The 14,993-nt window shown below is 58.9% G+C and carries 13 protein-coding genes; 8 read left to right on the forward strand and 5 right to left on the reverse strand.

Annotated features, from left to right (window positions below; all coding sequences use genetic code 11):
- The 4 genes from tssH (at position 1) to PGR6_RS16060 (ending at position 6,762) form a co-directional block, all read left to right on the forward strand.
- Positions 1–2,544 (forward strand): type VI secretion system ATPase TssH, encoded by a 2,544-nt coding sequence (gene tssH / locus PGR6_RS16045; protein WP_064618262.1) that lies wholly within the window; start codon positions 1–3, stop codon positions 2,542–2,544.
- 140 nt (positions 2,545–2,684) lie between these two features.
- Positions 2,685–4,136 carry a hypothetical protein gene (locus PGR6_RS16050; RefSeq protein ID WP_064618264.1) on the forward strand — a complete coding sequence of 484 codons (1,452 nt, stop codon included), beginning with the start codon at positions 2,685–2,687 and terminating at the stop codon, positions 4,134–4,136.
- 61 nt (positions 4,137–4,197) lie between these two features.
- Positions 4,198–6,207, forward strand: a complete 2,010-nt coding sequence (tssI, locus tag PGR6_RS16055; RefSeq protein WP_064618266.1) for a type VI secretion system Vgr family protein — start codon at positions 4,198–4,200, stop codon at positions 6,205–6,207.
- A 12-nt stretch (positions 6,208–6,219) separates the two neighbouring features.
- Positions 6,220–6,762 carry a toxin-antitoxin system YwqK family antitoxin gene (locus PGR6_RS16060; RefSeq protein WP_064618268.1) on the forward strand — a complete coding sequence of 181 codons (543 nt, stop codon included), beginning with the start codon at positions 6,220–6,222 and terminating at the stop codon, positions 6,760–6,762.
- Between the two features lie 195 nt (positions 6,763–6,957).
- Here PGR6_RS16060 and PGR6_RS16065 read toward each other — a convergent pair whose 3' ends face one another.
- Entirely contained in the window at positions 6,958–7,353 is a 396-nt protein-coding gene (locus tag PGR6_RS16065; protein ID WP_018929674.1) for a DUF4280 domain-containing protein, read from the reverse strand.
- A gap of 188 nt (positions 7,354–7,541) precedes the next feature.
- On the opposite strand from PGR6_RS16065, the gene PGR6_RS16070 reads away from it, so the two are divergent.
- Positions 7,542–8,609, forward strand: a complete 1,068-nt coding sequence (locus PGR6_RS16070; RefSeq protein ID WP_064618270.1) for a phosphotransferase family protein — start codon at positions 7,542–7,544, stop codon at positions 8,607–8,609.
- A 25-nt stretch (positions 8,610–8,634) separates the two neighbouring features.
- A complete protein-coding gene (locus PGR6_RS16075) occupies positions 8,635–9,402 on the forward strand; it encodes an SDR family oxidoreductase (RefSeq protein ID WP_019579368.1) in 768 nt (255 codons plus the stop codon).
- 144 nt (positions 9,403–9,546) lie between these two features.
- Here PGR6_RS16075 and PGR6_RS16080 read toward each other — a convergent pair whose 3' ends face one another.
- A complete protein-coding gene (locus PGR6_RS16080) occupies positions 9,547–10,143 on the reverse strand; it encodes a hypothetical protein (RefSeq protein ID WP_064618272.1) in 597 nt (198 codons plus the stop codon).
- Complete coding sequence (locus PGR6_RS16085; RefSeq protein WP_019648913.1) at positions 10,143–10,556, reverse strand: hypothetical protein; 414 nt, start codon at positions 10,554–10,556, stop codon at positions 10,143–10,145. The genes PGR6_RS16080 and PGR6_RS16085 overlap by 1 nt, the downstream gene beginning before the upstream one ends.
- Before the next feature lie 319 nt (positions 10,557–10,875).
- Here PGR6_RS16085 and PGR6_RS16090 point away from each other — a divergent pair, with 319 nt between their 5' ends.
- Positions 10,876–11,991: a Gfo/Idh/MocA family protein gene (locus PGR6_RS16090; protein ID WP_064618274.1), complete on the forward strand. Its 1,116-nt coding sequence runs from the start codon at positions 10,876–10,878 to the stop codon at positions 11,989–11,991.
- A gap of 456 nt (positions 11,992–12,447) precedes the next feature.
- On the opposite strand, the gene PGR6_RS16095 is transcribed toward PGR6_RS16090, so the two are convergent.
- Entirely contained in the window at positions 12,448–12,696 is a 249-nt protein-coding gene (locus PGR6_RS16095; protein WP_064618276.1) for a DUF1652 domain-containing protein, read from the reverse strand.
- A 193-nt stretch (positions 12,697–12,889) separates the two neighbouring features.
- Positions 12,890–14,386, reverse strand: coding sequence for a helix-turn-helix transcriptional regulator (locus PGR6_RS16100; protein WP_064618278.1), 1,497 nt, complete (start codon positions 14,384–14,386; stop codon positions 12,890–12,892).
- Positions 14,387–14,557: 171 nt separating this feature from the next.
- Between PGR6_RS16100 and PGR6_RS16105 the strand changes: the two genes are divergently transcribed.
- The gene (locus PGR6_RS16105) at positions 14,558–14,992 is read left to right on the forward strand and encodes a YeeE/YedE family protein (protein WP_064618280.1); all 435 of its coding nucleotides are present in this window, start codon (positions 14,558–14,560) and stop codon (positions 14,990–14,992) included.
- Position 14,993 lies beyond the last annotated feature (1 nt).

Genomic DNA, 14,993 nt, shown 5'->3' on the forward strand with positions numbered 1-14,993 from the left:
ATGGAACTGGCCAGTCTGATCGGACGCCTCAACCCGGACAACCGCCGCGCCCTCGAACGGGCCGCGCAGCGCTGCCTGCAACGGGGTCATCATTACGTCGAAATCGAACACTTGCTGCTGGAGTTGCTGGACATCGAGGGCGGTGACTTCGCCTGGCTGCTGCCGCGTTTCGGACTGGAGCGCGATGCCCTGACGGCGGAAATCAACAAGGCCCTGGAACTGTTCAAATCCGGCAGCACCCGCACCCCGGCGCTTTCGGCGCACACCATCGGCCTGCTTGAAGACGCGGTGGTTCAGGCCAGTGTGCTTGGCCTGGAGAGCATCCGCTCCGGTTTGCTGCTACTGGCCCTGCTCGACCGTGATGAACGTCGCAGCCTGCTGCTCAATAGCGCCTCGTCGCTGTTGAAAATTCCACGGGAAGCCTTGCGCAGTAATTTGCTGGAGTGGACCGAAAACTCGCGCGAACACGTTGGCGGCACGCGGCCGGTCAGTGCCGGCCATCCGCAACCGAAACAGGATTCGGTGCTCGACCAGTTCACCCAGGACCTGACCGCCGATGCCCACGCCGGGCGCATCGACCCCATCGTCGGCCGCGACGGCGAGATTCGTCAGTGCATCGACATCCTGCTGCGCCGTCGGCAGAACAACCCGATCCTGGTCGGCGCACCGGGGGTGGGCAAAACGGCGGTGGTCGAAGGCCTGGCGTTGCGCATTGCCGCCGGCGATGTGCCGCCGTCGTTGCAGGAAGTCAGCCTGCGGGTACTCGACCTCGGTCTGTTGCAAGCTGGCGCCGGGGTCAAGGGCGAGTTCGAGCAGCGCCTCAAAGGCGTGATCGACGCGGTGCGCAGCGCCGACAAACCGATCATTCTGTTCATCGACGAAGCCCACACCCTGATTGGTGCTGGCGGCGCGGAAGGCGGCAGCGACGCGGCCAACCTGCTCAAACCGGCGCTGGCCCGTGGCGAGTTGCGCACCCTGGCCGCGACCACCTGGCTTGAGTACAAAAAATACTTCGAAAAAGACCCCGCCCTCGCCCGGCGATTTCAGTTGGTGCAAGTCGAGGAACCGGACGAAATCACCGCTGTGGAAATGCTCCGTGGCGTGGCTGCGAAACTGGAACAGCATCACGGCGTGCAGGTGCTGGACGCGGCGATCCATGAAGCGGTGAAACTGTCCCACCGCTACATCTCCGGGCGCCAGTTACCGGACAAGGCCATCAGCGTGCTCGACACCGCGTGCGCCCGGGTCGCCCTCGGCCAGCACGACGTGCCGCCACCGCTGGAAAGCCTGCGCCATCGTCAGCAGAGCCTCAAGGAGGAAGTCGAACGCCTGCGTCGCGAACAGGCCACCGGGCTCGATCACCGTGAACGCATCACCCTGCTGGAAACCGAATCCGTGGGTAACGTGCAGGCCATTCGCGAGCTGGAAACCCGTTGGAACGAAGAACGGGTCGCCGTGCGCGAACTGCTGGAAACCCGTCGCGAATTACTCGCCTTGAGCGAACGCGCCGACAACGACAAACCGGACGAAGCCACCGACAGCCACATCGATCATCTGGCCGCCGAACTGGTGCGCCTGGAGGCTGGGCTGGATGCCATTCGCCAGGACGATCCGCTGGTGCCGGAACAGGTCGACGGCAAAACCGTGGCCGCCGTGATCGCCGGATGGACCGGCATCCCGGTGGGCAAGATGCTCGCCGACGAAGCCCACGCCGTGCGCACCCTCGGCCAGCGCATGGGACTGCGGGTGATGGGCCAAAGCACTGCGTTGAACACCATCGCCCAACGCCTGCAAGCCTACCGCGCCGGCCTCACCGACCCGCAAAAACCGGTCGGCGTGTTCCTGCTGGTCGGCCCCACCGGCGTCGGAAAGACCGAAACCGCTTACGCCCTGGCCGACGCGCTGTATGGCGGCGAACGCAACCTGATCAGCATCAACCTTTCCGAATACCAGGAAGCCCACACCGTCAGCCAACTCAAAGGCGCCCCACCCGGCTACGTCGGCTACGGCAGCGGCGGTGTACTCACCGAAGCGGTGCGGCGCAAACCCTATTCGGTGGTGCTGCTCGACGAAATCGAAAAGGCCCATCCGGACGTGCTCGAAGCCTTCTACAACGTCTTCGACAAAGGCGTGATGGAAGACGGCACCGGGCTGGTGGTGGACTTCAAAAACACCGTAATGCTCGCCACCAGCAACGTCGGGGCTGAGTTGCTGCTCGACACACCGACCGCGCAACTGGGCACCGATGCCTTCAACGAAGCGCTGCATCACGTGCTGCTGAAAGCCTTTCGCCCGGCGTTTCTGGCGCGCATGACGGTGGTGGCGTATCGGCCACTGGATGAAGCGACGCTGGAAGGGATTGTGCTGGCGAAGCTGGAGAAATTGCGCGGCCGGTACAAGGCTGCGACCGGGAAACAGTTTGAGTTCGATGCCGGGATTGTGCAGGCGGTGTTGGCCAAGTGCAGTGCGGCGGGTGCGAGGGATGTCGAGAATGTGTTGATGACGCAGGTGACGGGGAAGTTGGCGGAGTGGGTGTTGGAGTAACTCCCGGACGACTGACTCTCTTGTGTAAACAGGAGCAAAGTGTAAACCCGAAGATGTCGCATAGCAGAGGAAGCAGTTGCCATGTGCTGTGCTGGTTATTTTTCGATGAAGGTAGTGCAGCCAATATGAGGTAAGTCATCATGCCGACCCGACTGATAATAGGCGCAGGCGTTTCCGCTGCAGTGTTCCTGAACACCTCATCCGATGGCTATAAAACTGTAGTTGTCGGTGAGGATGGACTATGGGCAAAACTCGTAGAACACCCCATGGGCCAGCCCGCCCACCTCCTGCACTTACCGGGTTCTCCACCACCGTCGTTCACGGTTGCCAATGGTGAAATGAGCCTGGACAACTTCCTCTCCTCAGGTGTTTTTCAGCAAGGCGTCAGTGAAATCGTCAAAGGTAGTCGCTACGGTCACAATCCTTCACGCAAGGTACGGCGGATATCCAAGTCACTCACCCAACCAGGAAATTACGTCGCCTGGTTTGATACCTCGCATGCCTTAATCGTTGAAAAAATAGTGATTGCCACCGGCATTGGCGCCCAACGTAAACCGCCCAAAATAACAGGAACACCTGCGCCCGGTGTTGAATACTCACAAGTTATCGAAGGTATCGAATTTCTTGAAGACGAGGAGCAACAAGTTCCCAATATTGACCGCGCTATCTACGGCGGTAGCGCCACCGCCGCCTGGGTGGTCGATATTGCCAGCAAACACTCGCCAAAGATGAACTGGCTTGCCCGCCCCGGCGGCTCCGAATTCACGGGAGCAGTACTGCCTGGGGCCAGGAATGCAAAGATCATCAAGCTTTGCGAAACTCACAACCTGCAGTTATTAAAAGAGGTTACCGAGGTCGAATATGTTGGTGAACGGTTGCATATACACGTCAAAGACGAAGATTTCTGTTATATCGCCGATCAGTTCATTTATTCATTAGGCGGGGACGACAACCCTACTGTTACGGATCATATCTATCAGGTAATGGACCCAGACATCAGGGATGACCTTTCTCCTATCCTCGACGCCAGCGGTGCATTAGGCACGCAATACAAAAGTGTATTGGCACTGGGCACCAGTGACAACGGAGTGATGATTGTCGGTGCTGCCACTTACAACTTCACCGCCATGACAGTCAATCCTACCTCAGGAAAACCGGTTCCCACTAAAAAGAAACCGGCACCCATGGCCCATTTACCCTGGAATGCTCAAGTTCCCGATGGTATCGCCGTGGTGGTGGCCAGTATTTCTGCCCTGAACCACTATATTCCCATCAAACAGCGTCTGACACTCAACTATCAGAACACCTATCAGGAATATGCCATTACTGAAAACAACACCAACATAAATCTGGCAGACGCCAACCAATTAGCCGTATTGTTCACCTTAATGTTTGACGAGTTATCGGCCAATCAGATCAACGATCTTGTGATTCGGACCATCATGGCCCGCAGCAGAAAAACCAAGGGTAGCACTGAGGTATTCGGCCTCAGCAAACGCGACTTCTACAACCTTATCAAGTCGAGAATTAGTTTCATATCAGACACTTCAATAGATGAACGCTGCTCATTGGCCGGACTTAAGCTTAGTTGATGCCGCCGCGCCAAGAATGGTTCGCTGCGAAGCTGATTCATTGACCACCTGAGGCTACTTGATGCCCCGCTCCGTCGATGCCACCACCAGCCTTTCCCTCACCGCCGCCTCGCTGTCGGCGCTTTACCCTGAATCCCTTTCCGGCGAAGAGGCCCTCAACCAGCTCGGCTCGCAAATTCTCAACGGCCTCAACGACGGCTCCTCGCTCACCCTGACCACCGCCGTCGCCACCCACGTCACCGCCACCCTGCACAACGACGCCCTCACCCGCCCGCTGGACGCGCTGGTCGCCGAAATCCGACAACTCCCCGCCGACGCCACCGCCGAGCGCTATCAGCTTGTACTACGGCCATGGCTCTGGTGGCTGACCCTTGCCAGCAACAACCGCGTGTTCCAGAACCTCAGCACCTCGGACATCGTCACCACGATTTTCAAGGCCCACGCCTTCACCGACTTCAAGCTCTCACTCACCGGCAGTTACACCCCGCGCGAATACTGCGTGCAGTACGGCGAAACCGATTTCGCGTTCGTCTCGCGGTTGCTGGAGGAAGAAGGGATTTTCTGGTTTTTCACCCACGAGGACGGCAAGCACACGCTGGTGCTGGGCGACAGCAACGACGCGTTCGTACCGATCCCCAACGGGCCGAAGGTCAGCTATCTCGGCCAGCAGTTGGGCGAGCGTGAATTGCATGGCATTCGCTCCGGGCAGGTCTGCGTTCAGGCCGTGGCTGGTGTGTATCGGTCGACGGATTATGAATTCACCACCCCGACCACATCGCTGTACGGCCAAGCCGAAGCGGTGGCCGGGCCGCGTTCGATGTATGAGCATCCGGGCGGCTACAACGCCAAGGCGCGCGGCGATGCATTGACCAAGCAGCGGGTCGACGGCTTGCGCAGTCAGGAGAAACGCTTTGTCGGTGAAAGCGACTGCCGCTGGCTGGTGCCGGGGCACTGGTTCACCCTCGCCGGGCACGATGATTCAACATTGAACATCGATTGGGTGGTGACGGCGGTGACACATGACGCCAGTCACGACAGCTATCGCAATCGCTTCGAGGCAATCCCCAAGGCCACGCCGTACCGCCCGGAACGCATCACCCCCAAACCGCGCATGCACCCGCAAACGGCAATTGTCGTCGGCAAGTCGGGCGAAGAAATCTGGACCGACGAATACGGCCGGATCAAGTTGCAGTTCCCTTGGGACCGCGACGGCAAGAACGACGAAACCAGTTCCTGTTGGGTGCGAGTTGTATTGCCCTGGAGCGGCAAGGGCTTCGGCATGCAGTTCGTGCCGCGCATCGGCCAGGAAGTGATCGTGACCTTTATCGATGGCGATCCGGATCGACCGCTGGTAACCGGCTGCGTCTACAACGGTGACAACGCGCTGCCCTATGCGCTGCCGGCGAATCAGACCCAGTCGGGAATCAAGACCCAATCGTCCAAGGGCGGCGGCGGTTTCAACGAGTTGCGCTTCGAGGACAAGAAAGACGCCGAAGAGGTGTTTTTGCAGGCGCAGAAAGACCTGAAGATCAACGTGCTCAACGACACCACCGCCACGGTCGGCCACGATGAAACCCTGACCGTGCAGAACGCTCGCACGCGCACGGTGAAGGACGGCGACGAGACCGTGACCCTGGAGAAAGGCAAACGCAGCGTGACCATCCAGACCGGCAGCGACACGCTCGATGTGAAGGACAGCCGCACGGTGACCGTGGGCGCTGACCAGACCCACAGTACCGGCGGCAATTACACGCACAAGGTCACCGGAGATTACAGCCTGACGGTGGACGGCAACCTGACCATCAAAGTGACCGGCACCCTGACCCTGCAAAGCGGAGGCAGTTTCGCGATCAAGAGCGGCGCCGATCTGGCGGCCGAGGCCAGTACTTCGATCAGCCAGAAGGCCGGGACCTCTATGAGCAATCAGGCTGGTACCTCATTGGAGAACAAGGCCGGCACGACGATGACCAACGATGCCGGGATCAGCCTGACCAACAAGGGTGCCGCTTCGCAGACCGTGGATGGCGGCGGCATGCTGACCATCAAGGGGGGTCTGGTGCAGGTCAACTGACAAGGAGAACCCATGGCCATCACGCCGCTGGATTTGCAACAGAACGATAAACAGCTCAAAGGGCGCCTGCTCGATGGCCAGCTCGACGGTGCGCTGCACATCAAGGATGACGGGCGCGCGCAGGCTGATTTGCACTACAACCGGGGCGAGCTGCAAGGCACCACCCTGCTCTACCACCCCAATGGCAAGGTCTCGGCGCAGCTGCCATTTGTCCATGACAAGCTGCAGGGGGTTGCCAGTTTCTATGCCCCCGAAGGCAGTCTGCAGCGCAAGGCGACTTACCACCGGGGGCTGTTGCATGGCGAGGCGTTCAATTACTTTCCCGATGGGCAACTGGCGGAGGTCGAGTTTTACCGCGACGGTGTACGCGACGGGCGCTATCAACGCTTTCATCCCAACGGCAAGCCGGCCGTCGAGGCTCGGTATCTCAACGGTCAATTGCTGGAACCGGAACAGGGCTTCGCCAGCGACGGACGACCATTGGACGCCGACGGCAAGCCGATCTCACGAGTGCGCTGGTGGTTCAGGCGCTGGAGCGATCCTGCTCAAGCCTAAGTTCTGTAGCAGCTGCCGAGCAGCGCGAGGCTGCGTTCGGCTGCGAAGCAGTCGCAAGTCCGGCTGATGCGGTCTGCCTGATGTACCGCAGTCTCAGGTTTTACGACTGCTTCGCAGCCGAACGCAGCCTCGCGCTGCTCGACAGCTGCTACGGCCGAACGCAGGCTTCGCCAGCTGCTACAGAGGTTGTGGCGATCAGGGAATCAGCATCTGCATTTGCCCCGGCATCACGATTTTGATCACTCCGGCCCAGTTGCACATCAAGGTGCTGTTGGCATCGATGGCCGGCATGCCGCCCAGCAGTAGGGTCGGCGCGCCGCCGGGGATCCACGGGGTGGCGGTGGCCGGGATGCACGGCATCGGCGTCAGCACGCCAAGCGCCGCGGCGGTGGCGGCCGCGACCATCGGGTTGGCCATGCTCATGCACGTGCCGAACGGCATGACGTTCACCAACGGAATGTGGTCCATGATGTTCGCCGCCGGCATGCCCCCGGTCATTGTGCGGTTCACTGGCAGCACGTTGAGTACCGCCGGCGCCGCGCCGAAACTGCATTGCAGGGTCGCGGTGGCGCAAACTTGCGGACAGCCCATGTTGAATCTCCTTCCTGGAAGCGACGCTCCCTGAACCATAGTCCGCCGCGCCTGTTCGCGCACATCAGGAACGCTGATTATCCGGCAACACGCTAACCTATAAGACCGTGCCGCGCTTGTGGCCACCCCGGCGCGCCATTAGATTAGCCAATGATGTCTGGCCTCCAAAATAAGCAGAAGGGATAAGCATGGCGCTTACTGACCAGTCCACCCGTATCCGCTCTGGCGAAGAACTCGATGCCAGCCTGATCGATCCATACCTCAAGGCGCACATTCCGGGTCTGAGTGGTTTGCCTGTGATCAGCCAGTTTCCGGGCGGTGCGTCGAACCTGACTTACCTGCTGGAATACCCCGAACAGGAATTCGTCCTGCGTCGGCCGCCGTTCGGCCACAAAGCCAAGTCCGCCCACGACATGGGCCGTGAATTTCGCATCCTCAATCAGCTGCGGGACGGTTTTCCCTATTGCCCCAAAGCCTACGTGCACTGCACTGACGATTCGGTGATCGGCGCCGAGTTCTATGTGATGGAACGGGTCAAGGGCATCATCCTGCGCGCCGAACTGCCACCGGAACTGGGTCTTGATTCAGCGAAGACCGAAACCCTGTGCAAGAGCTTCATCGACAAGTTCGTCGAACTGCACCGGGTCGACTACAAGGCTTATGGCCTGGGTGATCTCGGTAAACCCGAAGGTTATGTCGCGCGGCAAATCAAAGGCTGGAGCGAGCGCTACGAGAAGGCCCTGACCCCGGACGCGCCGAAGTGGGAAGCGGTAAAGGCCTGGCTCAACGACAAAATGCCAGCCGATCACCCGACGTCGAGCATCGTCCACAACGATTACCGCTTCGACAACGTGATCCTCGACCCGAACAACCCGATGCAGATCATCGGCGTGCTGGATTGGGAGCTGACCACCCTCGGTGACCCGCTGATGGACCTGGGCAACACCCTCGCCTACTGGATCGAAGCCGACGACCCGGCACCGGTGCAACTGATGCGCCGCCAGCCAAGCCACGCCCCCGGCATGCTCACCCGCCGCGAATTCGTCGATTACTACGCCGAGCGCTCAGGCATCCAGATCGACAATTTCGACTTCTACTACACCTACGGCCTGTTCCGTCTGGCCGGCATCGTGCAGCAGATCTACTACCGCTTCTTCCATGGTCAGACCCAGGACAAACGCTTCGCACAGTTCATTCACATGAACAAACTGCTGGAGCAGATGAGCTTGCAGGTCATTCAGAAATCCAGCCTCTGATCAGGCCCCATAACAAGGAAAAATCATGTCCAAGACTCAGTTGTTCGACCTCGACGGCAAGATCGCTTTCGTCTCAGGTGCCAGTCGCGGCATCGGTGAAGCCATCGCCAAACTGCTGGCGCAGCAAGGTGCCCACGTGATCGTTTCGAGCCGCAAGCTCGACGGCTGCCAGCACGTCGCCGACGCGATCATCGCCGCCGGCGGCAAGGCCACCGCCATTGCCTGCCACATCGGTGAGATGGAACAGATCACCCAGGTCTTCGCCGCCATCCGCGAACAATTCGGGCGCCTGGACATCCTGGTCAACAACGCCGCGACCAACCCGCAGTTCTGCAACGTGCTGGACACCGACCTCAGCGCCTTCCAGAAAACCGTCGACGTGAACATTCGCGGCTACTTCTTCATGTCGGTGGAAGCCGGCAAGCTGATGCGCGAACACGGTGGCGGCAGCATCATCAACGTCGCCTCGATCAACGGCATCTCGCCGGGGATCTTCCAGGGCATCTACTCGGTGACCAAGGCAGCGGTGATCAACATGACCAAGGTGTTCGCCAAGGAATGCGCGCAGTTCGGCATTCGCTGCAACGCCCTGCTGCCGGGTCTGACGGATACCAAGTTTGCATCGGCGCTGGTGAAGAACGATGCGATTCTGAAAACCGCGCTGCAGCAGATTCCACTCAAGCGCGTGGCAGATCCGAGTGAAATGGCCGGTGCGGTGTTGTACCTGGCGAGTGATGCTTCCAGCTATACGACCGGGGTTTCGCTGAATGTGGATGGCGGGTTTCTGTCCTGATTCGGTTTTGCGAATAAACCGAAGGCAGCCTCAGGGCTGCCTTTGGTGTTTGATCGGAGGGCTCGTGGAAGACTCTCGCCTGTTTCTGAGATGCATCGGGTGTCAGGTAATCGTTTGATAGATGGGACTGGGCCAGAGACGGCACTATTCACCCCGCACAAACTCAACCGGCTTACCTGTCAAATCCAGAACTCTAAAATAGCCCTTGATACTCTTTACGTTACGGATCGCCAGCTGAACATGCGTTTCATGCATAAAGTCTGTATCAGGATAAAGACATTCGCCCTCCCAGAATGGTGAACGAACGGAATCATACGCAGGTGCCTCTGTAAGCTCCCGGAAGGTATGCAACGCATCAATGACCTGACAATCCAAACGACGTAGATACTGACTATTTTTCTTAAGAGGTTGACCGCCTTCTTCTTTTGAGGCGGCTTCAAGCCAGAGGTAGGTCTGACGGATTTCACGCAACGCACTCTCAGTTGTGAAATCCAGGCAACGCCCCAAGTCAATCACTGCCCCAATCACGAATGGATTTTTGATAGAGCTCCGTTTTTGTGCATTGGTCGCAAAACTTAACGCGCGCTGCGGGTTGTTTTCCCAAAAATAGGCGCCGCGACCAAGCCAATCATAGTCATTAGTGCTATCAAGGAGTGTTGCTTCTCCAGCCAGCACACGCTCCCCAACTTCTCGCTCACACCCATGGAAACCAAGAACAAAAGAAGGAGAAATGCAATACATCAGCGAGCCTTGGTTTCGCCATTCACACGTTTGAAGAACTCCCGAACCTTGTCCGGATCCTTGAGCATTTCAGTAGCGTATTCATCGATACGTACCGAAGCACAAGTGGCGGCTGATAGCCTGCTACCGTTAGAACCAACCATGACCCAGCCAGTCCCAGTCGATGCTTTGTGTCCCTCTCTATCCATATCCAGCATTACTCCTGATCCACTCTTTGCAACCGCTGCTGCGATAAGTCCGTATGTCTTCTCGGCGTTTATTCCGGCAGCACCGGTACGACCGCTAACGATTTTGCCATTCGTTAGCCGGACAATGCCGCCGTGCTGGAATCCTGCAGAATCACGTACAACCTTAGCTTCGTGACGGTCACCATCAACAAAAACATAGGCCGTTTTTTCGAGATCCTTCGACATAGCCACCTCTATTCGAGCTTGGTTGCATCGCTCAAACTTGATTAATTAGTGGCCAATATAGTCTGTGGTGTCTGTCCCGTCATCAAAGCCCGCGATTTGTCGCTGATCTGCACACCTGGAAACGATAGAGGCCGCTAACAAGACGCACAAGCCGGCAGATTCCGGCGTTGTTGTAGGCAATGACGCAAGGCGGTGTAGCCATTCTCAGCGCTTCCTGACCTCGCCAAGAAAAAGAATATTTATTCCACTTTATTGCATGTTACGAATTTTTATTCCATAAATAGCCCTCCTGAAAATAAAAATCCAAAGGACCCCGGCTATGCGCGAACTCGGTATCGGACTCATCGGCACAGGTTTCATGGGCCGCGCCCACGCCCTGGCCTTTCGCAATGTCAGCGCTGTTTTTGAATTGCCGCTGAAGCTCAAACTCGCCGCCCTTGCCGACGCCGACCCGCAGCGCGCCCGCCACTGCGCCGATGCCTGGGGCTTCGATGCTGCTCACAACGACTGGCAACAGCTGATCGATGACCCCAAGGTCAACCTGATCGCCATCACCACCCCCAATCATCTGCACTACCCCATGGCCATGGCTGCCATCGCCGCCGGTAAACCGGTGTATTGCGAAAAGCCGCTGGCGGTGAGCCTCGAGCAGGCCAGTACCATGCGCCTTGCAGCCAAAGCCGCAGGCGTGGTGACGCGGGTGGGTTACAACTATCAGCACAACCCGATCATCGGCCTGGCTCGGGATTTGATTCAAAACGGCGCGCTGGGGCAGATCATCAGTTTCCAGGGCGAGTTCAGCGAAGACTTCATGGCCGATCCCGTTTCACCCTGGTCCTGGCGCTGCGACGCAAATTACGCCGGCGGCGCCCTGGCGGACCTGGGCAGTCATTTGCTGGCCATGGCCCGTCATCTGCTGGGCGACGTCGAGGCGGTGTGCGCGGATACCCAGACTGTACATGCGCAACGCCCCTTGACGGCGGGTGGTCAGGAGCGACGCGAGGTCGCGGTCGACGATCAGGTCCACGCGTTGCTGCGGTTCGCCAATGGCGCGCGAGGGACGTTCAGCAGCAGCTGGCTCAAACACGGTTACAAGAATCACCTGAGTTTTGAAATCAGCGGCACCCAAGGCACCCTGGCGTTCGATCAGGAACGCTTGAATGAACTGCGGCTGTATCGTGCCGGGCAAGGCGGCTTCCAACGGCTGCTGGCAGGCCCGGATTTGCCGGGTTATGCCGCCTTCAGCCCGGCGCCGGGGCACCAGTTGGGTTACAACGAACTCAAGACCCTTGAAGTGCATGAGTTGGTGATGGCGTTGGCCGGCCTCGGCCAGGATGGCACGGATTTCGAGCAGGCGTGGGAAGTCGAACGCCTGGCGACGGCGATTCGTCTGGCGGCACGGGAGTCGCGCTGGGTCAGGATCGAGGAAGTCTGAACCGACGCTCAGGTCATACACCGCCAGTCGCCCGGGCGCTTCTGGCGGTACACCAGACCCGGTTTACTGAGTGACGCAACGGGTCAAGGTCGTGGTTCGGGTCACCTGGCCTTCAGCCCTCATATCACCCTGCACATCCGTGCTTTCGGTGGTCGAACAGGTACGAACCGGTGTCGGTGGCGGCGCGGCCGGGGGTGGAGGCGGCGGACTGGCGCAACCACCGAGAATCGCCATGCAGAGTGCGAGCGACAGTGGTGAAAAAGCACATTTCCAAAAATTGTTCATAGGCTGACCCGCGGTAAGTAATCGACATTTTCCGCGACTCGAAAACCATCCCGCGAACCCGCGGCCCTGTCACAGAAAAGAAATACCCTCGCATTCCTTATAGCTTAGCTACCCGCCAATGCCAGAAAGACTGCGACCATTCCATTACCGCAGGCCTGCGGGATATGACGCCTAAAGAGCGGAGGATCGATTCAAACCACTGCTTTCAAGCTCATAGCGCAGCTCTTCAATCAACGCCGCCACTGCCTCCGGCGTCCGGAGCGTCGCCACGTTCAACCCGCTGACCACCAGATCCACCTGCCCTGTCGCCGGATGGTAAAGCTTCACCGTCAACGAATTATCCCCGGCAAGCGCACACTCACAGGCCAACGGCAAAAAGCTCCGCTCCAACCGCATACGCAATTGCACCAGGTAACTCATCCCGACTCACCTTGGCGACAGCGTAACGTCGACTGCCCGCCTGTTCTTTTCGCACCCATGAGGTTGTTCCTTCAGCTGCATCGAAGAGGACGCGATACCGGGCCCAAGCCACGTCTCGCACCCCGACAGCCTAGAAAAAGCCCCATCTGATCAATACATGAAATTGCACCACCCGCACTAGTGCATTTGCACCTTAACGTTGCCCCTTGGTCCGCTTCACGCCGGAGAACAGACCTCGTTCTCGAGCCCAGACAATCGCCTCGCTACGGCTATGCACATCGAGCTTGGAGTACACCGTCGACACATGATTGCGCACTGTATTGGGCGCGAGTTTCAGGCGCGCGGCGATCTCCTTGTCGGCCAGGCCTTCACAAATCAGGCCGAGCACATCGCGCTCCCGGGTGGTCAGGTCGGTGAACGACACACTGGGCAACTGCGGCGAATTGACGTTTTTCACATTGGCGAGTTTTTCGATCAGCGTACGGCTGAACCAAGACGCATCTTTCATCACCTCTTCGATCGCCGACACCAACTCCAACTCGGTGCGCTTGCGCTCGGTGATGTCCATCAACACCAGCAGATAGCAAGAGCCGTCCTGAATGTTCACGGTGTCCGCCGAGACCGCACAATCAATCAGCCCGGCATCCTTCCTGCGCACCCTGACGTCGACACGATCCACGCGCCCGCTTTTCTCCAGGGTCGCAAACAGTCGCGTGCGAGCGCCCGCGTCATCAATGAAGCCGAGTTGCGCCACGGTCTTGCCGAGCACTTCATCATTGGGAAATGCGAGGGACTCCAGGAAGGCTTCGTTGACGTCCATCACTACTTGGTCCGCGGCGCGGCACACCAGGATCGGCACCGGAGTGAGGCGAAACGCTTTGGCGAACCGTTCCTCGCTCTGGCGCAGGGCGATTTCGGCCTTGTGCCGAAGCTCCATGTCGACGAAGGAAAACAGCATGCAAGCTTCGTCGTTGAGCTCAAGCGGTTGCCCGGCAACGATCACCTGCTTGCTGCCACCGTCGGCCAATTGCAGTTCTGCCTGCATCTGCGGAATGGTCGCGCCGTCACGCAGACGCTGCTTGGCCAGATCCTTGTTTTCGGCACGTTCCAGCACATCCAGTTCATAGGTTGAAGCGCCGATCACCTGATCCCGGGCATAGCCGGTCATGTCCACGAAACCCTGGTTGACCTTGATGTAGCGCAAATCGCTGAGGCGGCAGATCACGGCCGGGGCCGGGTTGGCGTTGAATGTTTTCTCGAAGCGCTGCTCGGCGCTGGCCCAGTCGGTAACGTCGTTCATGATCAGCACCAACGATTCCGGCTCACCGGCACGGTCCGCCAGCACCATGCTGCGCACGCTGTGAACCCAGGTGCGCTCTTCATTTTCCAGCTGCGTCACCTCCACCATCACATCGCTGAACGTCTCGCCATGGGCCACGCGGCTGATCGGATAGTTCTCGATCGCTACCGGATGATTGTTGCGATAACGCAAGGCAAAACGCTTGGCGTACTCCCCGGCATTGGCCCCCAACTCGCCAATCTCGCTGACACCGTGCATGGCCAGCGCGGCGTCATTGGCCCAGAGAATGGTCTGGTCGAGCTCCAGCAGAATCACCCCATCGGACAGGCCGGCGATGATCTGCTGCAACTGGCGGCGATTGGTTTCAGTGCTCAGGACGTCCTGGCTCATTGGAACTCCACAATTGCGGCGGCACTTTTGCGCGCTGCCCAGTGAAGATTACGACCGCAGACGTTTGTGATAGTGCAAAAAGCCCGGCACCCGTGGCCCTCCCAAAGTAGCCCTATGCTCAATAGGGAAAGAGTGGTTTAGTGCCGCTTTTTGTCTATACGGAGAGTTGCCATGGTGTTTGATTCTCTTCACTTCACCCCCTGGTCTGCCCTCACGGGAGGAGCGCTGATTGGCCTCGCCGCGAGCGTAATGGTGGTGGCCAACGGGCGAGTTGCCGGGATCAGCGGGCTGTTGGGCAGCCTGCTTGAGCGTAATGATTCAGGACGAGGTGAAAAAGCCCTGTTCCTGCTCGGACTGTTGGCGGCACCGTTGGTCTGGACGCTGTTTCATGTGTGGCCGACCATCGAATTCAAAACCGGTACGGTGGGGCTGATCATCGCTGGATTGTGCGTCGGCATCGGCACTCGTTATGGCTCCGGCTGCACCAGTGGTCACGGCGTGTGCGGTATCTCGCGCCTGTCACCGCGCTCCATTGCCGCGACATTGAGCTTCATGTTCACAGGCTTCGTGACGGTGTTCGTCCTGCGCCATCTGCTGGGGTATTGAA

The organism is Pseudomonas sp. GR 6-02 (assembly GCF_001655615.1).
In the GTDB taxonomy this organism is placed as follows: Bacteria; Pseudomonadota; Gammaproteobacteria; order Pseudomonadales; family Pseudomonadaceae; genus Aquipseudomonas.